The 24,991-nt window shown below is 61.8% G+C and carries 18 protein-coding genes; 8 read left to right on the plus strand and 10 right to left on the minus strand.

The features are described 5' to 3' along the window. Positions 1 to 2: 2 nt before the first annotated feature. From ACN0RV_RS03430 to cysD, 3 genes are read right to left on the minus strand one after another with little or no spacing between them, the layout of a single operon-like run. Positions 3 to 1,721 (minus strand): SLC13 family permease, encoded by a 1,719-nt coding sequence (locus ACN0RV_RS03430; RefSeq protein WP_417345597.1) that lies wholly within the window; start codon positions 1,719 to 1,721, stop codon positions 3 to 5. Next, positions 1,721 to 3,151 carry a sulfate adenylyltransferase subunit CysN gene (gene cysN / locus ACN0RV_RS03435; RefSeq protein ID WP_417345599.1) on the minus strand — a complete coding sequence of 477 codons (1,431 nt, stop codon included), beginning with the start codon at positions 3,149 to 3,151 and terminating at the stop codon, positions 1,721 to 1,723. The genes ACN0RV_RS03430 and cysN overlap by 1 nt, the downstream gene beginning before the upstream one ends. Before the next feature lie 17 nt (positions 3,152 to 3,168). Continuing rightward, positions 3,169 to 4,074 (minus strand): sulfate adenylyltransferase subunit CysD, encoded by a 906-nt coding sequence (gene cysD / locus ACN0RV_RS03440; protein WP_417345601.1) that lies wholly within the window; start codon positions 4,072 to 4,074, stop codon positions 3,169 to 3,171. A 421-nt stretch (positions 4,075 to 4,495) separates the two neighbouring features. On the opposite strand from cysD, the gene ACN0RV_RS03445 reads away from it, so the two are divergent. Beyond that, the gene (locus ACN0RV_RS03445) at positions 4,496 to 7,708 is read left to right on the plus strand and encodes an SNF2-related protein (RefSeq protein ID WP_417345603.1); all 3,213 of its coding nucleotides are present in this window, start codon (positions 4,496 to 4,498) and stop codon (positions 7,706 to 7,708) included. A gap of 50 nt (positions 7,709 to 7,758) precedes the next feature. Here ACN0RV_RS03445 and sohB read toward each other — a convergent pair whose 3' ends face one another. Both sohB and ACN0RV_RS03455 read right to left on the minus strand, forming a co-directional pair. After that, positions 7,759 to 8,793 carry a protease SohB gene (sohB, locus tag ACN0RV_RS03450; RefSeq protein WP_417345605.1) on the minus strand — a complete coding sequence of 345 codons (1,035 nt, stop codon included), beginning with the start codon at positions 8,791 to 8,793 and terminating at the stop codon, positions 7,759 to 7,761. 95 nt (positions 8,794 to 8,888) lie between these two features. After that, positions 8,889 to 11,297 carry a VolA/Pla-1 family phospholipase gene (locus ACN0RV_RS03455; RefSeq protein WP_417345606.1) on the minus strand — a complete coding sequence of 803 codons (2,409 nt, stop codon included), beginning with the start codon at positions 11,295 to 11,297 and terminating at the stop codon, positions 8,889 to 8,891. 321 nt (positions 11,298 to 11,618) lie between these two features. On the opposite strand from ACN0RV_RS03455, the gene ACN0RV_RS03460 reads away from it, so the two are divergent. Beyond that, positions 11,619 to 12,365: a YciK family oxidoreductase gene (locus ACN0RV_RS03460; protein WP_417345608.1), complete on the plus strand. Its 747-nt coding sequence runs from the start codon at positions 11,619 to 11,621 to the stop codon at positions 12,363 to 12,365. A 271-nt stretch (positions 12,366 to 12,636) separates the two neighbouring features. Continuing rightward, positions 12,637 to 15,216, plus strand: coding sequence for an EAL domain-containing protein (locus ACN0RV_RS03465; RefSeq protein WP_417345609.1), 2,580 nt, complete (start codon positions 12,637 to 12,639; stop codon positions 15,214 to 15,216). Positions 15,217 to 15,272: 56 nt separating this feature from the next. Here ACN0RV_RS03465 and rluB read toward each other — a convergent pair whose 3' ends face one another. Genes rluB through rnm form a run of 5 tightly spaced genes read right to left on the minus strand, consistent with a single transcriptional unit; the run spans position 15,273 to position 19,041 of the window. Further along, positions 15,273 to 16,136 (minus strand): 23S rRNA pseudouridine(2605) synthase RluB, encoded by an 864-nt coding sequence (gene rluB / locus ACN0RV_RS03470; RefSeq protein WP_417345611.1) that lies wholly within the window; start codon positions 16,134 to 16,136, stop codon positions 15,273 to 15,275. Positions 16,137 to 16,148: 12 nt separating this feature from the next. Next, a complete protein-coding gene (scpB, locus tag ACN0RV_RS03475) occupies positions 16,149 to 16,727 on the minus strand; it encodes an SMC-Scp complex subunit ScpB (RefSeq protein ID WP_417345612.1) in 579 nt (192 codons plus the stop codon). Beyond that, the gene (locus ACN0RV_RS03480; protein ID WP_417345614.1) at positions 16,724 to 17,527 is read right to left on the minus strand and encodes a segregation and condensation protein A; all 804 of its coding nucleotides are present in this window, start codon (positions 17,525 to 17,527) and stop codon (positions 16,724 to 16,726) included. Before ACN0RV_RS03480 ends, scpB begins: the two co-directional genes overlap by 4 nt. A 47-nt stretch (positions 17,528 to 17,574) precedes the next feature. Next, positions 17,575 to 18,195 carry an L-threonylcarbamoyladenylate synthase gene (locus ACN0RV_RS03485; RefSeq protein WP_286339896.1) on the minus strand — a complete coding sequence of 207 codons (621 nt, stop codon included), beginning with the start codon at positions 18,193 to 18,195 and terminating at the stop codon, positions 17,575 to 17,577. Between the two features lie 18 nt (positions 18,196 to 18,213). After that, positions 18,214 to 19,041 carry an RNase RNM gene (gene rnm / locus ACN0RV_RS03490; protein WP_417345617.1) on the minus strand — a complete coding sequence of 276 codons (828 nt, stop codon included), beginning with the start codon at positions 19,039 to 19,041 and terminating at the stop codon, positions 18,214 to 18,216. A gap of 411 nt (positions 19,042 to 19,452) precedes the next feature. Here rnm and ACN0RV_RS03495 point away from each other — a divergent pair, with 411 nt between their 5' ends. From ACN0RV_RS03495 to trpCF, 5 genes are read left to right on the plus strand one after another with little or no spacing between them, the layout of a single operon-like run. Next, positions 19,453 to 20,469: a bifunctional 3-deoxy-7-phosphoheptulonate synthase/chorismate mutase gene (locus ACN0RV_RS03495; RefSeq protein WP_286339898.1), complete on the plus strand. Its 1,017-nt coding sequence runs from the start codon at positions 19,453 to 19,455 to the stop codon at positions 20,467 to 20,469. After that, positions 20,466 to 22,022, plus strand: a complete 1,557-nt coding sequence (locus ACN0RV_RS03500; RefSeq protein WP_417345619.1) for an anthranilate synthase component 1 — start codon at positions 20,466 to 20,468, stop codon at positions 22,020 to 22,022. Before ACN0RV_RS03495 ends, ACN0RV_RS03500 begins: the two co-directional genes overlap by 4 nt. After that, a complete protein-coding gene (locus tag ACN0RV_RS03505; RefSeq protein ID WP_417345621.1) occupies positions 22,019 to 22,615 on the plus strand; it encodes an aminodeoxychorismate/anthranilate synthase component II in 597 nt (198 codons plus the stop codon). The genes ACN0RV_RS03500 and ACN0RV_RS03505 overlap by 4 nt, the downstream gene beginning before the upstream one ends. Beyond that, entirely contained in the window at positions 22,609 to 23,637 is a 1,029-nt protein-coding gene (gene trpD / locus ACN0RV_RS03510; protein WP_417345623.1) for an anthranilate phosphoribosyltransferase, read from the plus strand. The genes ACN0RV_RS03505 and trpD overlap by 7 nt, the downstream gene beginning before the upstream one ends. Continuing rightward, entirely contained in the window at positions 23,638 to 24,990 is a 1,353-nt protein-coding gene (trpCF, locus tag ACN0RV_RS03515) for a bifunctional indole-3-glycerol-phosphate synthase TrpC/phosphoribosylanthranilate isomerase TrpF (RefSeq protein ID WP_417345625.1), read from the plus strand. Position 24,991 lies beyond the last annotated feature (1 nt).

A 24,991-nucleotide genomic window follows, 5' to 3' on the forward strand; every position in this document is an offset into this window, starting at 1 on the left:
CCTCAAAACGGAAAGAAACGGGGGATCAGGTAGAGCACCACCAGGCTGTACAGCAACGACAGGGGCACCCCTAGCGTCAGGTAGTCCTTGAACCGGTACTGCCCCAGGCTCATCACCATCAGGTTGGTCTGATAACTGAAAGGGCTGATAAAGCTGGCGCTGGCGCCATAGGCCACCGCCATCACAAAGGGCATGGCACTGCTGCCAAAGGCCTCCGCCAGCCCCAGGGCCAGAGGCAGGCTCAGGGCCGCCGCGGCGTTGTTGGTCATCACCTCGGTCAGCAGCAGGGCCACCAGGTAGACGCCGACAAAGGCCACCACCACCCCCTGGCCATTGAACAGCAGGTGAAGCTGCTCCGAGGCGATCAGCGCCAGCCCGGACTGGGCCACACTGTCTGCCATCGCCAGGGCACCGGTGATGATCAGCCAGATCTCGAAGGGAAAGCGGGTCCGAACCTCCTGGGCCGACAGGATCCCACCGGAGAGCATCACCAGCAGCAGCAGGGCCAGTGCCGCCACCAGCTCTACCAGGCCAAGGGCACTCAGGGTCAGGGCGGTAACGAAACCGCCAATGGCCAGCCACTCCTGAAACAGGGTCAGTTGGGTCTGCAGCTGGGTGTCCCCCACCACGAAGAAGTGACGGGGTGAGGGCACAAAATCCGCCCCGGTGGACAACACCAGCACATCTCCGGCTTCGATGGGGATCTGCCCCAGTTTGCCAGACAGGCGGGCACCGCGGCGTCGCATCGCCACCACGGCGGCATCGAAGCGTCCGCGGAACTCCGCTGACTTGAGCGTCTGGCCGATGATGCTGGAGGTGGGGCTGACAATCACCTCGGTCAGCTGTCTGTCCAGGGGGGCCTGTCCCTCGGCAAACAGGGTCAAACCTCGAAACTGGGAAAGCAGGGTCACCCGGCTGACATCTCCACAGAACACCAGCTTATCCCCCTCCTCCAGCCTGGTGTCTGGCGACACCGGCGAGATCACCTGGTGCTGGCGCACCACCTCAGCCAGATAGAACCGCTCCAGTGCCCGCAATCCGTTCTCCTGAACCGTGCGTCCCGCCAGGGGGCTGCCCGGTTGCAGCTTGGCCTCGATAAAGTAGGGGTCCTCCTCCTCGGTATGGCTGGCGTTATGGGGCAGCAGCGGCGACAACAGCAGTATCAACCCCAACCCGGCAACGGCCGCCCCCAGACCCACGGGCAGAAAATCGAACATCGCCAGTCCGGGCTTGCCCGCCTCCAGCAGAAAGCTGTTAACAATCAGGTTGGTGGAGGTGCCCACCAGGGTCAGCGTCCCCCCAAGGATGGCGGCGTAGGAGAGGGGCAGCAGCAGACGCGAAGGCAGATGATCGGCATTTGCCTTCACCCGCCCCATCAAGGCCGCTACCACCGCCGTGTTGTTGAGAAACGCCGACGCAGCCATGGTGCCACTGCCCATCCTCAGCAGGGTACTGCGGTAGGAGCTGCGGAACAGCCGGCCACTGAGCCAGCTCAGCAGCCGGGTCTTCTCCACACCGGCCGACGCCAGGATCAGCAGCAGCAGGCTGATCACCCCCGGGTTCGCCGCCAGGTTCAGCAGCCTGTCCATCTGCAACTGCCCCAGCATCACCAGGGCGATGGCGCCGCCGGAAAACAGCAGCACCGGTCTCAGGCGGGTAAACACCAGCCCGAGAAACAGTGAGGCCGCCAGGGCCAGGAGTTGGCCGTGAACCGCGGTCATCAGTTGGACCCGCCTCCGGTCAACTTGCTGAGATCCCTGGCATCCCAGTGGGGGAAGTGCTTACGGATCAGCGCATTGAGCTCAAGCTCAAACTGAGAGTAATCCTGCCTTGACGCAGCACCGGTCTCGGCGGCTTCCTGGACCATGCCCGCCGCGACGGTGCCATTGGTCACCGGATCGATCAGGATAAAGGCGCCGGTGTCCCGCAGTTGTGCGTAGCTGTCCACGGGCAGAGGCCTGTCCGTCTGCAGAACCACCTGGCCAATGTCATTGAGCCCCAGGGTCTCGCTCTGAAGGGCTTCCCAACTGCGGATGTCGATGCGATGTTCCACCTTGCTGACCCGGGCACGGGCCGAACTGGTGGCCAGTTTGATGCGGTACTCTCTGCCCGGCTCCAGGGGCGTATCGGCCATCCACACCAGTTTGGAGCGCAAGCCCTGACTCAGGGCAACAGACTCGTCGTCCGCCACCAGCCAGTCGCCGCGGCTGACATCAATCTCTCTGTCCAGGGTCACGGTAACCGCCTGTCCGGCCACCGCAGAGCTCAGCTCTTTGCCAAACTGATGAATGCCCGCCACCTTGGCCGGGGTGCCGGAGGGCAGCACTTTCACCCCCTGCCCCACACTCAGGGAGCCCGAGGCCAGGGTGCCGGCAAAACCACGAAAATCCAGGTTGGGCCTGACCACCAGTTGCACCGGCAGGCGCAAAGCCTGGTCGGCGGCGCGATCCGCACCTGGTGCCTGCTCCAACAGGTCCAACAGGCTGGGTCCCTGATACCAGGGCATCTGCGGGGAGAGCTGGGCGACGTTGTCCCCCTCCAGGGCGGAGATGGGCAGATAGTGAATGGTCTCCAGGTTCAGCTCCTGGGCCATCTGGGCATACTGGGTCTGAATCGACTCAAACACCGACTGGTCATAATCCTTGAGATCCATCTTGTTGATGGCCACCACCACCTGGCGAATCCCCAGCAGGGAGACCAGGAAACTGTGGCGACGGGTCTGCTCCAGCACCCCATAACGGGCGTCAACCAGGATAATGGCCAGATCGGCGGTGGAAGCGCCGGTGGCCATGTTGCGGGTGTACTGCTCATGGCCCGGGGTGTCGGCGATGATGAACTTGCGCTTGTCGGTAGAAAAGTAGCGGTAGGCCACATCGATGGTGATCCCCTGCTCTCGTTCCGCCTGAAGGCCATCCACCAGCAGGGCCAGATCCGGCCGCTCTCCCGTGGTGCCCTGGGTACGGCTCTGCTCATTGACCGCTTCCAACTGGTCGTCATACAGCGCCTTAGTATCGTGCAGCAGACGACCGATGAGGGTGCTCTTACCGTCGTCCACGCTGCCGCAGGTAATAAAACGCAGCAGCGCCTTGCTTTCGTGCTGTTTGAGGTACTGCTCCACTCGGAGCGCCACCGGGGTTGGGTTGTTGGTCATGGTGCTCTCCTTTGGACCTAGAAATAACCTTCGATCTTCTTCTTCTCCATCGACCCGGCGGAATCCCGGTCGATCACCCGGCCCTGGCGCTCCGAGGTGGTGGCCAGCAGCATCTCTTCAATGATCCCCGGCAGGGTGTCGGCCTCAGATTCGATGGCGCCGGTCAGGGGATAGCACCCCAGGGTGCGGAAGCGAACGCTGCGCATCTGCGGCGCTTCACCGGGCTCCAGAGGCATGCGCTCGTCATCCACCATGATCAGGCTGCCGTCGCGCTCCACCACAGGACGCGGCTGCGCCAGGTAGAGGGGAACAATCTCTATCTGTTCGCGGTAGATGTACTGCCAGATATCCAACTCGGTCCAGTTGGAGAGCGGGAACACCCGAATGCTCTCCCCTGGGTGCACCCGGGCGTTGTAGAGGTTCCACAGCTCGGGGCGTTGATTCTTGGGATCCCAGCGATGGTTGCTGTCACGGAAGGAGTAGACCCGCTCCTTGGCCCTGGAGGCCTCCTCATCGCGGCGGGCGCCACCAAAGGCCGCATCAAACCCGTAGTGATCCAGGGCCTGGCGCAGACCCTGGGTTTTCATGATGTCGGTATGCAGGGCACTGCCATGAACAAAGGGGCTGATCCCCATGGCCAGGCCCTCCGGGTTCTTATGCACCAGCAGCTCAAAATCGTGCTCCCTGGCCATGCGATCGCGAAACTCGATCATCTCCCTGAACTTCCAGGTGGTGTCCACATGCAACAGGGGGAAGGGGATCTTGCCCGGATAGAACGCCTTTCGCGCCAGGTGGAGCAGTACCGAGGAATCCTTACCGACGGAGTAGAGCATTACCGGCTTCTCAAACTCCGCCGCCACCTCGCGGAAGATGTGGATGCTCTCTGCCTCGAGGCGATCCAGATGGGTCAGGGTAGGGGACATCCTGTGATCCTAAGTCAGTCTAAGTCAGCGTCTAAGTGAACGTCAGATCAGCGTTAACAACAATTCAACTTGGCACTTTCATATAACCCAAAGGAATCAATTTTGATTTTTTGTGATCATTTGGAAATATGAGACGACGACATCAGTAAGGAGGTGACCTCTCATTTCATCGAGATGGAGCCGATGGCTGCCTCACCATGACAGCCGCACCACCGCGGAGCAAAAATCCTGGTCAGCTCAGTTCTACCAGAAGGCGCTCAACCACAAGAAACCTGGGGTAAACCAGACTGAAACTGAACAAACCGCCTGATCCCTGAGCGGTTATTCCTATTCGGCCGAAAACAGGGATTGAAGGCTATTAACCCTCTGTGGGGTCGATGGTAAGATGGTTGATTCACTCTGTGACCCGGCTTGATTATTGATGCTTTTATTTCGTCTCGCGGATGTAGAGAAAAACTTCGACGAAGCCACCTTCGCCAGGGGCAAGCGCTACTTCGAAGAGGAGATGGTGCTCCAGGCGGAGCTGGGGCCCGGCGGCGGCACGGTGCATGGCACCACCCTTGGCCGACGGGACAACCAGTACGACACCAGCATCGAGGTGCGCAAAAACGGCAGCAAGGCCTCTCTGGAGAGCTTCTGCAACTGTCCGGTCGGACAGCAGTGCAAACACGCCGTCGCCCTGCTGCTGACCCTTCTGGACCAGCACCATGGTCACCAGGACAGGTATCAGGCCTGGCTGGAGAAATTCAACCAGATTCACCCCCCTAAGACGGTAGAGCCACAGGGCGATTCCGCCCTGGAAGGGCTGTTTCGCATCGCCCCCACGGTGGCCCGCGACGCCAGTGCCAGCGAATCCCTCACCGTGGAGGTTGGCAACTGCCGTCGACTGAAGCGAGGCGGCTTCAGCAAGTTCACCGTCAAGCAACTGTTTAACGTGGCCACCCATCAGGGTGACGGCTGGGCCAGCGACGAGGTGGTCACCTACAGTCGTCTGCTCCTGGCCACCCGGGGCAATCTCTGGTACCGGTACGCTCACCTGGAGAGTGAACTGGATCGCTACGCCTTTGAAAAACTGCTGGAGCAGGGGTTAGCCTTCTGGGAGGAGCCCGTCAACATCCTGACTCTGGGCCCCCGTCGCCAGCTGCGGTTCCACTGGGAGCAGGACAATCAATACCAACTGCACTCCAGCCTGGACAACGGTGAACCCTGGGTGCTGGTGCCCTTTTCCCCGCCCTGGTATATCAACCTCAAGGATTTCAGTGCCGGCCCACTGGAGACCGAGCTCTCCACCGAGGTGCTGCATCAGCTCAAGCGCCTGCCAGCCCTACCCCGGGAGCAGGCGGTACACTTTGGTGATCAGATAGCCCAGCAGTTTGATCAGGCCACCCTGCCCCATCCGATCCAGACCGACTACCGGACCATAGAGGCCCCCTTTGCCCCGGTACTCAAGCTGCTCCCCAGCGATGAGGGTATCGTCAGTTTCTTCTGGTTCGAGTATGGCGACCTGATCCTCAGCCCCAGCGTGCTGGAGCGGCCTCAGCAGACCCGCTTCTCCGATGACCGCGGCCACTGGCAGGTGAGCCGGGAGAGTGACAGGGAACACCGGGCTCTGGAGTTGTATCGTCAGTTGCAGCTGTCCGAGTTCGAACACCCGGGCCTGGACGCCCCCCAGCAGTCCCTGGCCGCCTATCTAAAATTGGCTACCGCCTCCACGGATCTGGCGTTCTGGCAGCGGCTGCTGAGCCAACACCAGGCCGCCATCGACGGTCAGGGCTGGCGACTGGAGATTGACCCCAGCCTGCCGCTGCTGCCCCATGAGATCCCCGCCTTCGACCTCAGCATCGAGGAGGGGGACAACTGGTTCAGCCTGGGCATGTCGGTGGAGATCGATCAGAAGCAGGTGGAACTGCTGCCGCTGCTGCTCACCTGGCTGGAGCAGAACTCCGACTGGCGGGGCAACGAAGACCCCATCCTGCTCCACCGCGAAGGGGCCATGCCCCTGCGCATCGCCAACCGGGCCATCCGTCCGGTACTGGCGGTCCTGGAGGAGCTCTCCACCGCCGATGGCGACAAGGTGCGCCTGCCCACCCATCAGGCCGCCGTGCTGGAGCACCTGCCCGGCAAAGCCCGCTGGGTAGGGGGAGAACGGATTCGGACCCTGGCCCACAAGCTGAACCACTTTGCCGGCATCGAAGAGATTGAACCGCCCGCCGGACTGCAGGCCCAGCTTCGTCCCTATCAGCAACAGGGGCTGAACTGGCTGGCCTTCCTGCATCAATTCGGTTTCGGCGGCATCCTGGCGGACGACATGGGTCTGGGTAAAACCCTGCAGACCCTGGCACACCTGCTGACCCTGAAGCAGCGCGGTCAACTGACCGCTCCGGCCCTGCTGGTGTGCCCCACCAGCCTGATCAGCAACTGGCGCAGCGAGTCTGCCCGGTTCTGCCCCCAGCTCAAGGTGCAGATACTCCATGGCCAGGACCGACACCCTCTGTTTGACACCCTGGGTGAATACGACCTGGTGATCACCACCTACGGCTTGGTAGGACGAGACATCGACCAGTTCCGCTCCCTGAGCTTCTCCCTGGCCATTCTGGATGAGGCCCAGGCGATCAAGAGCACCAGCGCCAAGATCACCCGGGCGGTGAAGCAGCTGGCCGCCGGTCAGCGCCTGTGCCTGACCGGTACTCCCATGGAGAACCACCTGGGGGAGCTGTGGTCCCTGTTCGACTTCGTGATGCCCGGATTCCTCGGCAGAGAAAGTCAGTTTGCCCAGCAGTACCGCAAGCCCATCGAAAAGGAGGGCAACGGCGAGCTCAAGGGCGAACTGATGGCCCGGCTGGCTCCCTTCCTGCTGCGCCGTACCAAGAGCCAGGTGGCTCAGGAGCTGCCCGCCAAGACCGAGATGGTGCAAACCATACCCCTCCCCGCGCCCCAGCGCATGCTCTACGAGGGCGTTCGCGCCGCCATGGAGTCCAGGGTACGGGAGCTGCTACAAAGCAAGGGGATGGCCAAAAGCCAGATCGAGTTCCTCGATGCCCTGCTGAAGCTGAGGCAGATCTGTTGTGACCCGCAGCTGGTCAAGCTGGAGCAGGCCCAGGGGGTGCAGGAGTCCGCCAAGCTGGACTTCCTGATGGAGATGCTCCCCTCCATGCTGGAGGATGGCCGCCGCATCCTGATCTTCTCCCAGTTCACCCAGATGCTGGCCCTGATTGAGCAGCGCATGGTGGAGGCCGGCATCCCCTACAGCAAGCTCACCGGCCAGACCCGCAAGCGGGAGGAGGCGATCAACCGTTTCCAGGACGGCGAGGTGCCGGTGTTCCTCATCTCCCTGAAAGCCGGTGGCGTGGGCCTCAACCTGACCCAGGCGGATACGGTGATTCATTACGACCCCTGGTGGAATCCGGCCGCTGAGAATCAGGCCACCGACCGGGCCTACCGCATCGGTCAGGACAAGCCGGTGTTCGTCTACAAGCTGATCTGCGAGCAGACCATCGAAGAGCGGGTGATGGAGCTGCAGCAGCAGAAGCAGGCTCTGGCGGATGCCATCTACGACAAAGAAAACCAGAGTCTGGCCACCGGCCTCACCGGCGACCAGCTGCTGAGCCTGTTTGACGCCCCCCTCGAGGAGTAATCAAACAGAAAAGGCGCCCGATGGGCGCCTTTTTTATCCTCAGGACCCACTTAGTAGCGGCTCTTCTGATTCAGTTCAGTCACCTTGGACAGCACACTCTCCAACGCCTCTGATACGCCCCGGCCGAAACGGTTGGCCAGGTTCTTCTTGATCACATAGGCCAGCTTCAGCACCTCTTTGTCCTTGGCTTTCTCCATCAGCCAGTGATCCGAGGTCGCCAGCTCATCCACCAGACCAAGCTCCAGCGCCTGGGTGGCAAACCAGTGTTCGCCTGTGGCCACCTTCTCGAGATCCAGCTCTGGGCGGTACTTGGTGATGAAGGACTTGAACAGGCCATGGGTCTCTTCCAGCTCCTCCTTGAACTTCTCCCTGGCCTCGTCGGTATTCTCACCGAAGACGGTCAGGGTGCGCTTAAACTGGCCGGCGGTGTGCTGCTCGTAATCGATGTGGCTGCGCTTCAGCAGGCGGTTGAAGTTGGGCAACTGGGCAATCACACCGATAGAGCCGATGATGGAGAAGGGCGCCGCCACGATGCGGTCCGCCACACAGGCCATCATGTAACCGCCACTGGCGGCCACCTTATCCACGGCGATGGTCAGGGGGATGCCGGCGTCACGGACGCGAGCCAGCTGGCTGGAGGCCAGACCGTAACCGTGGACCACGCCACCGCCGCTCTCCAGGCGAACCAGCACCTCATCCTGTTTGTCCGCCACAGTCAGCAGGGCGGTGATCTCCTCCCTCAGGCTGGCCACCTCGTTGGCCTCGATGCCCCCCTTGAAGTCCAGGACAAACACCCTGCCCTCTCTGGGCTCATCCACCTTGGACTTGGCCTCCTTGGCCTTGGCCTTCTCCTCCTTCTTATGAGCCTTCTCTTTGGCCTTGAGCTGCTCCTTGCTCAGCAGCATCTCCTCCAGGTGATGCTCATAATCCTCCAGCTGATGGCTGATGTTGGTCAGCTGCAGCTCCCCCTTCTGGGGTCGCTGCTGTCGTCCCATCACCGCGGCCACCACAATCAGCGCGGCGATAGCGCCCACCAGGGTCACCGCCTTGGCCAGGAACAGGCCGTACTCGTATAAAAACTCCAAAATCAAACTCCTAGAGAGGTTTGCGCCCATTCTATACCGAAAAGCAAAAAAAGACCCAGCCTGAGGCTGGGTCTTAGAGTGTCAACAACTGTGTCCTAGGAGCAGGGCTGAACCAGGTCGGCGTTGGTCACCGGCAGCATCATGCCTGCTGACGCGGAGAACGCGGCTACCTGGGACTGCATCTCTACGGTCGCCGCGGCAGCGCTGCCATCGGTTACGCCAGGGATCTCATTGGGCGACAACAGTGAGCTGTGGTGGCCCTTGAGGAAGCGCACCGCACCGGAGACGCTCTCGCCCTGGGTGGTGGTGTCGATGCAGCCCAGCCCCATGGCAGTAATCAGCGGCTCACCACCGGACAGAGGCGCGCCTTCAATGGTCGGAGGCAGGGTCTGGTCGGGCAGGTTGCCCGCACCGTCACCCACCACCTCAATCACCAGCACATTACTGCCGGTGGCCGCCAGGGCGGCGCCGTGGTTGATGGGGTCCACCGCCTCGATCTGGGTCTGGATGGAGAACATCAGCGGTGGAACCAGCTCCTCCTCAGCCTGCTTGGCCAGGGCCTCATACTCCGGAGTGCCAGGCTCAGGCTTGGGAATGCCCGCCTCTTCCGCTATCACACCCACCAGGGTGTCGATCAGCGCCGGCTTGAACGCCGGGCTGCCGGCGAAAGTGCCGGCCAGGCCGCCGGCCGGAGCGGTCAGAGAGCTGGCCTGCAGGGTAAAGGGGTTCATCTCAACGGGCACCCCGGCGATGGGGGTGTTGGCGTAGGTGGTCACCTTGCTGCCGGTGATGGCGCCCTGGCTCAGTCCCTGAAGGGTTACCTTGGTCAGGTCAAACAGCGGAGGCAGCTCATTGGCCACCTGCTCCATCACCAGACCGGTCACTGCCGCGCGCAGGGCCAGGTTGTCGATCACCGCCTGACGATAGTTATCCCTGGTGGTCAAACCGCTGCCAATGTTGACGAACACCAAACCACTGCCGTTGGCAAAGGGCGCGCCCAGGCTGGGATCGGTGGCGCTGATCTCATAGACGCCGTCGCCATTGAAATCGAAACCACGGGCACCGTGCAGCGGCAAGTCAATGGCGATGGTCGCCAGGCCGGCGGCGGTCATGCTGCCTACATTCGCCAGGGTGGTCTCCTTGGTACCGGCAAGGCCGTGCAGCGCCATGCTCAGGGGCCAACCGGTGGCGGGCACGGAGACATCAATACCCAGTGCCGCCAGCTTGGCAGAGTTGGGGATGGTGATCTGTACCGGCACCGTCTGGCGGCTCTTCGGCGCAGGCACCGGATTGAAGCGGGTCAGGTGACGGGTAGGGTCCGATGGCGAGCCGTCGTCCAGATTGATGGTACAACCGACAATCTCTGAGGGGTCGTCCACAGCGGCCACAGGATCGCGACCACAGGCCACCATCTGCTCGGAAAACTTCTCCAGAGTCAGGGTGCCCGCCTGCAGGGCCTGAAGCACCGCAATCGGGCTGTCACCCAGGGCATTCCAGGTGCTGGTGATGGTGGGGTTGGCCGGAGTCGGAGCGGTCAGGTAGTAGGGCAGCTCAATTTCTGCGGTCCATACATCGGTGGCATCGGCCAGCAGGTAGGGCACACCCAGGGCCGGGTCCAGTCCCAGTATCTGCGCGGCGGTCAGGCCGGTGGGCGTCGGCGGCTGGGTCCAGCTTGGCTCAAACGGCGCATGTTCAGGCGCAGGGGACGCCACCAGTTGCTTGGTGGTTTCCAGAACGTCAAATACCGACTGGGTGCTGAACACCCCGGTGTAATTGACCGTGTCCGGATCGATACCATGGCCGCTGGCCAGGGCACCCAGATAGTTGTTGGTCAGGGCTTGCAAATCTCGGCTGCTGCCCTCAGGCAGAGGCTTGGTGTTGATGTCCAGCTTCAGCTGCTTGTAGGTCTCAGATGCTTCGATGACGCGACCGTCGGAGTCCAGCAGTTGGTCGGTCACCACATAGAGGTAACCACTGGTGGCCGGCAGAGGCTTCAGCGGCTGGGCAATCACAGTGCTGCCACTGACCGTGGTGATAAAGTCCACGCCCCAGGTCAGCTCATCGCCCATCTTACAGATGGAGAGCGAAGGCGCTGCGCTGCACTCCGCATCCGGGGAGAGCGCGCCCCCCAGGGTCACGGCAAACAGACGCACCGCGCCTGCCTGGGAGGCACTGGCGGTGTCGATGGTGACATCATCCAGCAGCTCAATATTCAGTTGAATGGGCTGAGTCGTGCCCCAACCGTCCAGGGCCCCCAGGGCCGCTTCAGGGTCGGTGTATGGCGCACCTTCCAATTCCGCAGGAATCTGCAGGGTACCATCCGGAGTACCGAGGAAAAGCAGATCATTGGGCAGGGGGACCACACCATTGGCGGGATCAAAACTGACCCGGGCATAACGTTTGACAGGGTCGGCCTTGTTGCTGTCCTCCTGGTAGCTGTCTCCGCTACAACCGGACAATGCCAGGGCCGACAGGACGGCGGTACTTAACAGCAGTCGTCTCATTTTCTCTCCCCAATCCTTGTTGTTTGCTCGCGACCGCCCCCAAGGGATTAAGGGCTTCAGACGGGAAAATGGCCGCCAGCATTAGTTTTGTCTTCCGTAGTGAAATTCGTCACAATAGGCGCGTTTCTGGTTGAAATGCCGCTCTATATGCCCATTGCGACTTCACCCAAAGTAACGCAAAAACCATATGTTAGCTACATTTTTGCAACCGACGCCCCATTTCGTGGTACCCAGAATGCAATCGCTTGTTTAAAACGGCTGTTTTTGAGTACCGCAAACTCCCGAAAAAAGCGCACTGCAACATAAGGAAGGCGTGAAAGGATGTTGGAATACAGCCCCAAAAAAGATCTTCTCAAGGACAAGGTCATTCTGGTTACCGGCGCCGGGGCCGGCATTGGTCGACAGGCCGCGTTAAGCTTTGCCAGCCATGGCGCCACTGTGATTCTGCTCGGCCGCAGTGTGAAAAAGCTCGAGGCCGTTTACGACGAAATTGAAGCCCTGGGCGCCCCTCAGCCCGCCATTATCCCTCTGGATATGCAAGGCGCGACTGAGGAGCACTACCGGGACATGACCGACACCATCGAGGGCCAGTTCGGCCGCCTGGATGGTGTGCTGCACAACGCCGGTCAACTGGGCAGCCTCACCCCCATGGACCAGGTGCCCCTGGAGATGTTTGAAGAGGTGATGAAGGTCAACGTGACCGCCCAGTTCATGATGACCAAGGCCCTGCTGGCCCTGCTGAAGAAGCAGGACAAGGCCTCGGTGGTCTTCACCTCCTCCGGAGTGGGCCGCAAGGGCCGGGCGTTCTGGGGGCCCTATGCCATCTCCAAGTTTGCCACCGAGGGGATGATGCAGGTGCTGGCCGACGAGCTGGACGGCAGCGGCATTCGGGTAAACTGCATCAACCCTGGCGCCACCCGCACCAGGATGCGTGCCCTGGCCTACCCGGCCGAGAACCCGCAAACCCTCAAGACCCCGGAAGAGATCATGCCCCTCTATCTCTACCTGATGGGCGATGACAGCCTTGAGGTTCACGGTCAGAGCCTGGACGCCCAGCCGAAAAAGTAAAACTCTTCAAGGAAAAAGTGCGGTTTCCCCTTTGGGTGAACCGCACTTTTCTATGAAGATCACAGAACCGTTCCCCTTAACCTGCCTCAGAAAAACTCTCGGGTGCATTTATTGTAATGCAATGATAATTTTGTACTTTCTTGACTAAAGTTGAGATAAAACCCAGACGCGTTTTGTACAAAAGCCCATACAGAGATCAGTCAAACCCATGAAATGGACCTTGTCGGTTGACCGACCTGCCTCGCCGGAACAATCGGCTTCAGGGCGAACCATGAAGATCAGGCGCTACAGCATGCTGATGGCGGCTTTGGTGTTTCTCTTTACCCTCGGCCTGACCCTGAGCGCCACCCAGACCATCGACAACTACGAAGCCGATAAGCGCCGCGCCAAGGTGTACGACTTTCTCAGCAGTGCCGAAGAGCGAATGGTCTCTGAAGTGGCCAAGATCCACTCGGCCATCTATCTGGCCGCCTCCTCCATCCAGCGTAACCACCAAGCCGAGCCCGAAGTGCTGAAACAGCGGTTTCACCGGCTGGCCTACCTGATTCTGCAGAACAACCCCTCGGTGAAAGGGCTGGATCTGGCCCCGGGCGGCCACATCTGGGCGGTCTATCCCGTTCAGCCCCACCCCGGTCTGGGGGAGGACATCAGCGAGCAACACTCGACACGGGAAGCCATTCGGCTGCGGCGAGCAGTGATGGGGGGCCCCTTCCCTCTCTACACCGGCGGCATAGGCCTGGTATTGAGCCAGCCCATCTTCGTCAATGACGAAAGCCAGCAGAGCACCACGCCATCCGACGGCACCCGGTTCTGGGGGTTCATCAATGCGGTGATGCGCTTTGGCGACAGCAAGCTTCTCGATGGTCTCAACCTGTTGGCCGGCGACAGCATCAACTACAGCCTCTACTGCGGCAACCTGATCTCCGAGCATGTCTACAACAACACCGGCAAGCCGGTGGAAACTGGCCAGAGCCGCAGCTTTCTGGTCAATGGCCTGCAATGCCAACTGAGGGCGGAAAGCCTGGAGGAGGTCAACCACCCCATCTCCTTCCTGTTTATCCTGGTCTGTGGCCTGGTGACCTCCTCGCTGATCAGCCTGTGGATTCTGCAACAGGGCAACAGCAAATACCGCCTGGAGCAGCAGGTCGCCCAGAAGACCCAGGCACTGCTGGAGTCTGAGCTGCAGTTTCGGGAGCTCTCCGAGCGCTCCCTCACCGGCATCTTCATCATCACTCATGGACGCTTCACCTATGTGAACCCCAGGGCCGCCGACATGATTGGCTACACCCCGGGCGAACTGCTGGCCCTCAGGGATCTCTCCGAGCTGATCCACTACCAGGACTTCCTGCTGATCAAAGACTGGCTCGAAGCGCCCAAGGCGATCTCCGAAGAGGCGGGACTGGGCCCTCACCTGCATCGCCGCATCCGCTGTTTCGCCAAGACCGGCCAGACCAAGCACCTGGAGTTCTACTGCGTCACCACCGAGTACAAGGGCGAGACCGCCATCTTCGGCTCCATGCTGGATGTGACCACTCAGGTGGCCGCCGAAAAGAAGATCACCTATCAGGCCTACTACGACCAGCTTACCGGGCTGCCCAACCGCGCCTCCTTCCAGCAGCGGCTGCGCCAGAGCATCAGTGGCGAACAAAACGGCCGCATGGCGTTGATGTTTATCGATCTCGACAAGTTCAAAACCATCAACGACAGCCTGGGCCATGACTCCGGCGACCAACTGCTGAAACTGGCAGCCAGCCGGCTGCGCCGCACCCTGAGGAGCCGAGACTTCGTCGCCCGGGTCGGTGGGGATGAGTTTGCCATTCTGCTGGAGCAGTATGAGGACAAGACTCAGATTGAGCAGATTGCCCAGCGCGCCATCGAGTCTTTCAAGGAGCCCTTCACCCTCAAGGACAAGAACTTCTACATCGGCCTGAGCATCGGCATCTGCCTCTACCCCAGTGACGGTGGCGACGCCGAAACCCTGCTGAAGAACGCCGACATCTCCATGTACCTGGCCAAGGGCAATGGCGGCAGCGCCTACAAGTTCTTCGATGAAAGCGAGTCCCACCTGTTCTACAGCAAGCTGGACCTGGAGAATGAGCTGCGCAAGGCGCTGAACCAGGGGGGACTGCACCTGGAGTTCCAGCCCCAGAACTCCCTGGTCAATGGCGACATCGTCGGCACTGAGGCGCTGGTGCGCTGGTACCACCCCATCAAGGGACGCATCCCTCCGGTGGAGTTTATTCCCGTGGCCGAGGAGAGCAGCCTGATTCTGGAGCTGGACCGCTATGTGCTGGAGCGTGGCTGCCGCCAACTGGCCCGCTGGCACAGAGAGGGGCTGGATGCCAGGCTGGCCATCAACATCTCCTCCGCCCAGTTGGAGAAGGGAGACCTGCTGGGTCTGGTGCGCCGCTGTCTGCAGCAGCACGAGATCATCCCCAATCGCCTGGAGCTGGAGATCACCGAGAACTCGCTGATCCGCAATCCACAAGAGGCCGCCGCCACCCTCAAGGGGCTGCAGGAGCTTGGGGTGAACATCGCCATCGACGACTTCGGTACCGGCTACTCCTCCTTCGCCCTGCTCAAGGACTTGCCCATCAACAAGATCAAGCTGGACCGGACCTTCATCGACGCCATCGAGACCGATGAAAAGGACAGGAAGATCATCAACACCATTGGCGAACTGGCCCGCTCCCTGCAGTTACAGCTGATCGCCGAAGGGGTAGAGACCGAAACCCAGGTAATGAGGCTGCTGGAATGCGGATGCTACCAGGGCCAGGGCTTCCTGTTCAGCCGCCCGCTGAGTGCTGTCGACTACGAGCAGCTGCTCAGAGAAAGTCGACTGATTGTCTGACCCGGAGACAAAAAAACCAGCCCGATGGCTGGTTTTTTATTGGGGAAGCGCCGGATTTAACGCTTGGGACCGCGGCCGCGGCTGTGCTTGTTCACCGCCCGGCGGATCTTGCCGGTCTTGATCTTGGCCTTACGGCGGGCAGCTTGCTTGTCCTTATCCATCAGGGAGCGGCTTTCCGGATCCAGCTCCACCAGGGTACGCAGGTAGTTCACCTGCTCCAGTGGCAGCTCGGTCCAGCCGCCGCGAGGCAGACCCTTGGGCAGGGTGATGTCACCGTAGCGGATTCGCATCAGACGGGACACCTGCAGGCCCTGACTCTCCCACAAACGGCGCACTTCGCGGTTACGCCCTTCACTCAGCACCGCATGGTACCAATGGTTCAGGCCCTCACCGCCGGCGGCGATCAGACGCTTGAAGCTGGCTGGACCATCATCCAGCTCAACACCGCTGCGCAGTGCCCGCAGGTTCTCCTCAGACACCTCGCCAAACACCCGTACCGCGTACTCACGCTCCACTTCCCGGGAGGGGTGCATCAGTCGGTTGGCCAGTTCACCGTCGGTGGTGAACAGCAGCAGACCTGAGGTGTTGATGTCCAGTCGGCCCACCGCCACCCAGCGGCTGCCCTTCACCTGAGGCAGGCGGTCAAACACCGTGGGGCGACCCTGAGGGTCGGTGCGGGTGCACAGCTCCCCCTCCGGCTTGTAGTAGGCCAGAACCCGGCAGATGACGTCGTCTTCCGCCTGGATGGACACCAGGTGACCGTCGATGCGCACCTGCAGGTCAACACCGGTTTCAACCCGGTCACCCAGCTTGGCCACACTGCCGTTCACACTGACTCGCCCAGCCTCGATAACGGCTTCCATCTCACGACGGGAACCGTGGCCAGCACGAGCTAACACCTTCTGTAGCTTTTCGCTCATGAAATCTCTTCTTTAATGTACGGGGTCCTGGACCACGCCGCCGCTGAGCAGGGCCTCGATGGCTCCCTCATCGCTCAATGGTGGCAGATCACTCAGACTGCCCAGGCAAAAATAATGCAGAAATGCATCCGTGGTGGCATAGAGGGCGGGCCGTCCCGGCACCTCCTTATGACCTACCACTTTTACCCAATCTCTCTCCATCAGGGTGCGGATGATATTGGAACTCACCGCCACCCCACGTATCTTCTCAATCTGTCCCCGGGTCACCGGTTGACGATAGGCAATCAGCGCCAGGGTCTCCAACAGTGCCCGGGAGTATCTGGGCGCCCTCTCATGCCACAGGGCAGAGAGGTGGTCACTGAGGTCGGTGTTGCTCTGGAAGCGGTAGCCACCGGCCACCTGCACCAGGTTGACGCCCCGTCCGGCATAATCGGACTCCAGCTCATCCAGCACCTCATTGATGCGTCCCAGGGTCACCTGAAACGCCGCCAGCACCCCCTGGCGCAGCCCCTTGGCACTCATGGGAGCGTCTGCCACAAACAGGGCGGCTTCAATCAGCTGTTTAAGCTGGGCATCGTTAATTCTGCTCACGCCCTGGCCCTCACATGGATCTGACTCATGGGTTCCACCTGCTGAATCTCCACCAGACTCTCCTTGGAGAGTTCCAGAATGGCCAGGAAGGTCACCACCACACCGGCGCGCCCCTCTTGGGGTTCGAACAGGCTGATAAAGGGCGTAAACCGATCAGCACTGAGCAGGCCCATCACCTGACTCATCCGCTCCCGGGTGGAGAGGGCTTCCCGCTCCACCTGGTGCTGTTCAAACAGTTCCGCCTTGGACAACACCCCGCGCAAGGCGTCCAGCAATTCGTCCAGGCTCACCTCTGGCGGCACCACACGAGGCACCAGATTGGCGGCCCGTCCGGCGTGCGCCACCCAGGTATCCCGCTCCACCCTGGGTAGGGTATCCATCTGCTCGGCGGCGGTCTTGATCACCTCATAGGCCTGCAGTTGGCGGATCAGCACCATGCGCGGATCCTCCTCGTCGCCCTCCTCCGTTTCCGGCTTGGGCAGCAGCATCCGCGACTTAATCTCCGCCAGGGTCGCCGCCATCACCAGATACTCACCCGCCAGCTCCATCTGAAGATGGTCCATCAGGGCGATGTAATCCATATATTGGCGGGTAATGTCGAACACCGGCAGATCCACAATATCCAGCTTGTGGCGCCGAATAAGGTAGAGCAGCAGATCCAGAGGCCCCTCAAACGCCTCCAGGATCACCTCCAGGGCATCTGGCGGAATATAGAGGTCCGCCGGCAGCTCCTCCAGGGGCTTGCCTCGGACCACCGCCAGAGGCAGGGGCGGCTGGACTGTCAGTGGAGCTTGGCTCATATCAGGCGGCGCTATTATAGGCGTTCAAGGGTAAAAAGCTAACCATACTATAAAAAGGGTGTGGGGTCGCCCGCGCCTTCCCGAACCACCTGCACATCATCGTCACTGCAATCCACCACTGTGGTGGGACTCTCACTCAGGTAGCCGCCATGGATGATGAGGTCCACCTGATGCTCCAGACGATCCCGCACCTCCTCAGGATCCGACTCGGCAAACTCCTTGCCAGGCAGAATCAGAGTGCTGGACATCATCGGCTCCCCCAGTGCTTCCAGCAGCGCCAAGGCGATGGCGTTATCAGGAATGCGGATGCCGATGGTCTTACGCTTCTCATTCAGCAGGCGGCGTGGCACCTCCTTGGTGCCCTTAAAGATAAAGGTGTAAGGACCGGGGGTGTTGTTGCGCAGCAGCCTGAACGCCAGGTTGTCCACCTTGGCGTAGAGAGACAGCTCGGACAGGTCCCGGCACATCAGGGTAAAGTTGTGGTCACTGTCGATCTGGCGGATACGGCAGATCTGGTCCAGGGCCTTCTTATTCCCCAGGGCGCAGCCAATGGCGTATCCGGAGTCGGTAGGGTAGATCACCACCCCGCCACCACGGACGATGGCCACCGCCTGGTTGATCAGGCGCGTCTGGGGCGTCTCAGGGTGCACATAGAAAAACTGGCTCATTGCTCCTCCAAATACTTTTTATTCTTGGTATAGCTTCTGCCAGACGCCGGGCAGATCCGGCAACTGCAGATGCCGGCCCAACTCGACCCAGCGGCCCGGCTGATGAAAGTCACTGCCAACCGAAGCCAGCAATTGATGCTCCTGGCACAACTGGGCCAGGAAACGGCGTTCGTTCTGGGGTTGCTGACACAGCACCACCTCCATGGCATCCCCGCCCACCTCACTGAACAGGGTCAGCAGCTTGCGCAGCCACTTGTTGGAGAGCTGGTAGCGCCCGGGGTGAGCCAGCACCGCCAGCCCACCGGCCCCCTGAATGATGGACACCGCCGTGGCGATGTCGCACCAGTCATTGGGCACATAGCCGGGCTTGCCCCGGCCAAGGTATTTGTCGAAAGCCTGCTGCTGAGTGGTCACCAAACCTCGCTCCAGCAATACCCGGGAGAAGTGGCCCCGGCCCACGGTGGCGCCGTTGGCCTTACGCACCGCCTCCTCCCAGACACCGGCGATCCCCTTCTTGGCCAGACGGTTGCCCATCTCCTTGGCACGCAGGTCCCGGCGGTTGCGCTGTTCGGTCAACAGTTGCTGCAGCTCGACGTCCTCCTCATCGAACCCCAACCCCACAATATGGATGTCAAAACTGTGCCACCTGGTGGAGATCTCCACGCCGCTGACCAGAGTCAGTGCGCTGTCCCGGGCCGCCTCACGGGCTTCCGCCAGCCCGGCGGTGGTGTCGTGGTCGGTGATGGCCAGCACATCCACCTGCTGGTTCAGGGCCCGCCCCACCAACTCAGACGGAGTCAGGGTGCCATCGGATGCGGTGGTGTGGGAGTGAAAATCAAACTTCATGGGCAGTTGGGTGTTCTCTTGGGTGACTACTGCAGGAATTGCATAAAACAGTCTGTGCAGACAATACGATAGCTATATTGTACTTCACTTTTACATTGAGTTGGGTGCCAATCTGCCCCCGGGCCTGTCTGACGGTCCCCGGCGAGGGCAATCGCCGGATAAATCCAGGGTTGACACCATAAGCCGCCTCGGGTTACTGTCCGTGTAAACCTTTCGCGTAAACTTGAAATTACGGAATCTCTAACGTGACTCAGGCAACTCTGTTTAACATTCAGTGGTGGTGGCACATCCCAAGCAAGCGGGAAGTGCGCTGGACTGTGCCTGAGTAACAGAGAACAGAAACCAGACAACGAAAACCCGCTTTGTAACCAAGGCGGGTTTTTTTATATCTATTTGACGGAACAACTAGCCATGATCATCATCCTCAAGCCACATGCCAGTAAAGAAGATGCCCAGCAGTTGCTGAGCCAAATTGAAGCCAAAGGGCTCAAGCCCCTTTACATGCCAGGTGTGGAGCGCACCGTTCTCGGCGCCCTGGGTGACGAGCGTGTACTGCAATCTTTACACCTGGAAAGCCACCCCCTGGTGGACGAGGTCAAACCCATCCTCTCCTCCTACAAGCTGGTGAGCCGCGAACTCTACCCCATCGATACCCGGGTCAAGATTGGCCGCCATGCCGTAGGCGGGGAAGGCTTCACCGTGATTGCCGGCCCCTGCGCCGTCGAGAGCCAGGAGCAGATGGATGGCATTGCCGATTACCTGACCCATCACCCTGTTGCCGCCATCCGCGGCGGCGCCTACAAGCCGCGCACCAGCCCCTACAGCTTCCAGGGCCTGGGCGAGGAGGGGCTGAAGATCCTCAAGGCCACCAGCGAGCGCAGCGGCCTGCCCACGGTTTCTGAGGTGGTGGACGCCGCAGACGCCGAACTGATGGCCCAGTACGTGGACTGCCTGCAGATTGGCGCCCGCAACATGCAGAACTTCCGCCTGCTGGAAGCGGTGGGCAAGCTGGACACCCCGGTGCTGCTCAAGCGTGGCATGAGCGCCACCATCGAAGAGCTGCTGCTGGCCGCCGAATACATTGTCAACGCCGGCAACCCCAATGTGATCCTGTGTGAACGGGGCATCCGCACCTACGAGACCGCCACCCGCAACACCCTGGATCTGAACGCCGTTGCCTACCTCAAGCGCAAGACCCACCTGCCGGTACTGGTGGACCCCAGCCACGGCACCGGCATCCGTGAACTGGTTATCCCCCTGGCCCGTGCCGCCGCGGCCGTGGGTGCCGACGGCATCATCGTCGAAACCCACACCAACCCGGCCCAGGCCCTTTCCGATGGACATCAAAACCTGGATCCTCAACAATTTGATGACCTAATGTCCTCTTTGAAGCCCTTTGTGGAAGCCGCGGGAAGGAGCCTGAAGTGATCGCATCGTTAAAGCCGGGTCAGAGCCACACCCTGACCCTCAGTTGCAAGTATCAGCACCAGCCGGCGGACCTGTTTCAGGTGCTCGCCAACGCGTTGCCCAACACCATGCTGCTGGAGTCCGCCGAAGTGGACACCAAGGCGGACACCCAGAGCCTGCTGATGCTGGCTGCCGCCCTGCGCATCGAGTGTAACGGCCACAGCATCAACTGCCGCGCCCTGAGCGCCAATGGCGAGAGTCTGCTGCCTCATCTTCAGGCCAGCCTAACGGAGTTCTCGCCGCGACTCGACGGCGACACCCTGCAACTGACCGTACCCAAGCAGCCCCAGGCTCTGGATGAGGACAGCCGTCTCAAGGCGCCCTCCCCGCTGTCAGTATTACGCGGCATCCTGGCCTGTGTGGATCACGACGACGCCTGCGCCCAGTCGCTGATGCTGGCCGGTTGCTTCGCCTTCGATCTGGTGGCCACGGTAGAGCCACTTCCAGAAGTGAGCGACAGCCCCAACAACTGCCCGGACTACCTCTTCTATCTGGCGGAGCAGACCCTGGTGCTGGACCACCGCCGCCGCTCCGCCCGCCTTATCGGCACCCTGTTTGGCGGTGCCCACGCCGAGATGAGCCAACACCACCTGAGCCAGTCCCTGGCAGAGCTGGCCCAGCGCATCGACGGCTTCACCGGTGGCCAGGCGGTGTCCGTGGCGGAACCGGTCACCGTTCAACTGAGCCAGGATGACGCCCAGTTCCGTAACAAGGTGGAAAACCTGAAAGAGCATATCCGTGCCGGCGACATCTTCCAGGTGGTGCCGGGACGGCGCTTCTCCCTGCCCTGCCCCAACCCCATCGAGGCTTATCGCCGGCTGCGCCGGGATAACCCCAGCCCCTACATGTTCGTGATGCAGGATGAAACCTTCACCCTGTTCGGTGCCTCCCCGGAGAGCGCCCTCAAGTATGGCGCCGACTCCAACCAGGTGGAGATCTACCCCATTGCCGGCACCCGCCGCCGGGGCCGCCGCGCCGACGGCAGCCTGGATTACGATCTGGATGCCCGCATCGAACTGGGCCTGCGCCAGGATAAGAAAGAGACCGCCGAGCACATGATGCTGGTGGATCTGGCCCGCAACGACATCGCCCGCATCAGTCAGCCCGGCAGCCGTCGCATCCCAGAGCTGCTCAAGGTGGACAGATACAGCCACGTGATGCACCTGGTCAGCCGGGTTACCGGCCAGCTCCGTGAGGATCTGGACGCCCTGCACGCCTATCAGGCCTGCATGAACATGGGCACACTCACCGGCGCCCCTAAGGTCCGTGCCGCCCAGTTGCTGCGAGAAGCGGAAGGGGAGCGGCGAGGCAGCTACGGCGGCGCCGTCGGCTACCTCAACGGCCGTGGTGACATGGACACCTGCATCGTCATCCGCTCCGCCCTGGTCAACGGCGGCACCGCCTATGTGCAGGCCGGCGCCGGCGTAGTGTATGACTCCGACCCTCAGTCGGAAGCCGATGAAACCCGCAACAAGGCGATGGCGGTGATCCGCGCCATGGGAGGTGAGCTGTGAACCCCATCATCCTACTGGACAACTTCGACTCCTTTACCTGGAACCTGGTGGACCAGTTCCGCAGCCTGGGCCATCCGGTGACCGTCTATCGCAACGACATCGACGCCGAACAACTGGCGGACAAACTGCTCAAGGAGCATAAGGACGCGGTACTGGTGCTCAGCCCGGGCCCGGGCGCCCCCGCCGAAGCGGGCTGCATGATGCGGCTCATCGACCTGGTGGCCGGCAAGCTGCCGATCCTGGGGATCTGCCTGGGTCATCAGGCCCTGGTGGAACACTATGGCGGCAAGGTCGGCTTCGCCGGCGAGGTGGTGCACGGTAAGGCCAGCCCCATGACCCACGACGGCGGTCCCCTGTTCAGCGGCATGGCCAACCCCCTGCCGGTGGCGCGCTACCACAGCCTGGTGGCCCATACTGTGCCTGATTGCCTGAAAGTGCCCGCCAAGGTGGACGAGATGGCGATGGCCATCGTCCACCCGCAGCACAGGGCGGTGGGCTTTCAGTTCCACCCCGAATCCATTTTGACCCTGGAGGGCAGCGGTTTGCTGACCCGCACCCTGACCCTGCTGACCGAGGACACGCCCCTATGCTGACCCCAGTACAAAAGATGATGACCCAGCTGTTTGACGGCAACGCCCTCTCCCGGGAGCAGGCCAAGACCCTGTTCAGCTATGTGGTCCATGGCGAAGTGAGTGAGGTGGAGCTGGCCTGTGTGCTCACCGCCCTCAAGCTGCGTGGCGAACGCATCGACGAGATCACCGGCGCCGCCGAAGCCCTGCGCCAGGCAGCCCGCCCCTTCCCCCGGCCACAGGGCGATCTCATCGACATCGTCGGCACCGGGGGCGATGGCGCCAACACCATCAACATCTCCACCACCGCCACCTTTGTCGCCGCCGCCGCCGGTGCCCGGGTGGCCAAGCACGGCAGCCGCAGCGTCTCCTCCCGCTCCGGCGCCTCCGACCTGCTCAACCAGTTCGGCGTCAACCTGACCATGTGCCCGGACCACTCCGCCCGGTGCCTGGACCAGCTGGGGGTCACCTTCCTGTTTGCCCCTCACTACCACGCCGGCATGCGCCACGCCGCGCCGGTTCGTCAGGTGATGAAGACCCGCACCCTGTTCAATATTCTGGGGCCGCTGATCAACCCTGCCCGCCCCAACCAGATGCTGCTCGGGGTCTACGCCCCGGAGCTGATTCGCCCCATCGCCGAGGTGATTCGCTCTCTGGGCGTGGAACGGGCCATGGTGGTCCACGGCAGTGGCCTGGATGAACTGGCCATTCACGGCGACAGCCAGGCGCTGGAGCTTGTCGACGGTGAACTGATAGAGCGCCACTTCTCCCCCGCCGATCTGGGGGTCAAGCAGTACGACCTGGCCGCCATCCGTGGCGGTGAGCCGGAAGAGAACCGCGCCATCTCCGAGCAGCTGCTTGGCGGCAATGGCACCGACGCCCAACGGGCGGCGGTGGCGGTCAACGCCGGTGCCGCCCTCTACCTCGCGGGTCAGGCAGACAGCATGAAGGCCGGCACCGAACTGGCCCTGGCCACCATGGACGCCGCCAAGCCCCTGCAGCTGATCCGCGACTTCGCCCAGCTCAGCCAACAGGAGGCGGTGTAAGTGAGTACCATCTTGGACAAGATTGTCGACACCAAGGCCGGACACATCGACCAGCTTGAGCAGCGCTATGGCGAACTGCTGCACACCCGCGCCGCCCCCAGCGACCGCTCCCTGTATGACGCCCTCAAAGGCGGCAACGCCGGTTTCATCCTGGAGTGCAAAAAGGCCAGCCCCTCCAAAGGGCTGATCCGCCCCGATTTCGACCCTGTGGCCATCGCCACCCTCTACGACAAATACGCCGCCGGCATCTCGGTGCTCACCGACGAACAGTTTTTCCAGGGCGATTTTGAGTACCTGAAAGCGGTGCGGGCCGCGGTCAGCGCTCCGGTGCTGTGCAAAGATTTTGTGGTGGATCCCCGCCAGCTGCGCCTGGCCCGCCACATGGGCGCCGACGCCGCCCTGTTGATGCTGTCGGTACTGGATGATGAGCAGTACTTGGCACTGGCGGAAGAGGCCAATGCCCTGGGGCTGGATATCCTCACCGAAGTCAGCAACGACGAAGAGGTTGAGCGCGCCATCGCCCTGGGCGCCCGCATCATCGGCATCAACAACCGGGATCTGCGCGATCTGTCCGTCGATCTGGCCACCACCGAGCGCCTGGCCCCCAAGATCCCCGACGACCGGGTGGTGATCAGTGAGTCCGGCATCGCCACCCATCAGGACGTCCGCCGACTGGCCCCGCTGGCAGACGGTTTCCTGGTGGGCAGCCAGCTGACCGCCCAGGCCAACATCGACCAGGCCTGCCGCCAGCTGATTTTCGGCGAGAACAAGGTGTGTGGCCTCACCCGCGAAACCGACGTGAAGGCGGTGGCCGAGGCCGGTGCCCTCTATGGCGGCCTGATCTTCGCCGCAAAATCTCCCCGCTGCGTCACCCCGGAGCAGGCCGCCAGCCTGCGCCAGGCCGCCGATCTGCGCTTCGTCGGCGTGTTCGTCAACGAGTCCATCGATACCGTGGCCAAACTGGCCAACGACCTGGCGCTGCACGCGGTGCAGCTGCACGGCGGCGAAGATGAGGCCTACATCGACGCCCTGCGCCCCCAACTGCGACACACCCAGATCTGGAAGGCGGTCAAGCCCGACGGCAGCAACCGGGTCAGCAACGCCGACCGGCTGCTGTTCGACAGCGCCAAGGCGGGTCAGTTTGGTGGCACCGGCACCACCTTCGACTGGTCCCTGGTGGGCGATGACCGCCCCAGCGCCATGCTGGCCGGTGGTCTCTCCCCCGACAATGTCCAGGAGGCCGCCGCCGCCGGCTTCCTGGGACTGGATCTCAACTCAGGCCTGGAGTCCGCCCCCGGCCTGAAACAGCAAGATAAAATAGCGCAGGCCTTTGCCGGCCTGCGCCAATACTGAG

Origin of the sequence: Ferrimonas sp. (assembly GCF_048263965.1) — a bacterium.
GTDB lineage: Bacteria > Pseudomonadota > Gammaproteobacteria > Enterobacterales > Shewanellaceae > Ferrimonas.

What these genes read in the sequence shown, in the direction of transcription:
- ACN0RV_RS03485 (WP_286339896.1), bottom strand. Translation starts at nt 18,195, where the DNA reads ATGAGCCAGTTTTTCTATGTGCACCCTGAGACGCCCCAGACGCGCCTG.
- ACN0RV_RS03430 (WP_417345597.1), bottom strand. Translation starts at nt 1,721, where the DNA reads ATGACCGCGGTTCACGGCCAACTCCTGGCCCTGGCGGCCTCACTGTTT.
- ACN0RV_RS03465 (WP_417345609.1), top strand. Translation starts at nt 12,637, where the DNA reads ATGAAGATCAGGCGCTACAGCATGCTGATGGCGGCTTTGGTGTTTCTC.
- cysN (WP_417345599.1), bottom strand. Translation starts at nt 3,151, where the DNA reads ATGACCAACAACCCAACCCCGGTGGCGCTCCGAGTGGAGCAGTACCTC.
- cysD (WP_417345601.1), bottom strand. Translation starts at nt 4,074, where the DNA reads ATGTCCCCTACCCTGACCCATCTGGATCGCCTCGAGGCAGAGAGCATC.
- ACN0RV_RS03460 (WP_417345608.1), top strand. Translation starts at nt 11,619, where the DNA reads ATGTTGGAATACAGCCCCAAAAAAGATCTTCTCAAGGACAAGGTCATT.
- ACN0RV_RS03455 (WP_417345606.1), bottom strand. Translation starts at nt 11,297, where the DNA reads ATGAGACGACTGCTGTTAAGTACCGCCGTCCTGTCGGCCCTGGCATTG.
- rnm (WP_417345617.1), bottom strand. Translation starts at nt 19,041, where the DNA reads ATGAAGTTTGATTTTCACTCCCACACCACCGCATCCGATGGCACCCTG.
- rluB (WP_417345611.1), bottom strand. Translation starts at nt 16,136, where the DNA reads ATGAGCGAAAAGCTACAGAAGGTGTTAGCTCGTGCTGGCCACGGTTCC.
- ACN0RV_RS03445 (WP_417345603.1), top strand. Translation starts at nt 4,496, where the DNA reads ATGCTTTTATTTCGTCTCGCGGATGTAGAGAAAAACTTCGACGAAGCC.
- ACN0RV_RS03480 (WP_417345614.1), bottom strand. Translation starts at nt 17,527, where the DNA reads ATGAGCCAAGCTCCACTGACAGTCCAGCCGCCCCTGCCTCTGGCGGTG.
- trpD (WP_417345623.1), top strand. Translation starts at nt 22,609, where the DNA reads ATGCTGACCCCAGTACAAAAGATGATGACCCAGCTGTTTGACGGCAAC.
- ACN0RV_RS03495 (WP_286339898.1), top strand. Translation starts at nt 19,453, where the DNA reads ATGATCATCATCCTCAAGCCACATGCCAGTAAAGAAGATGCCCAGCAG.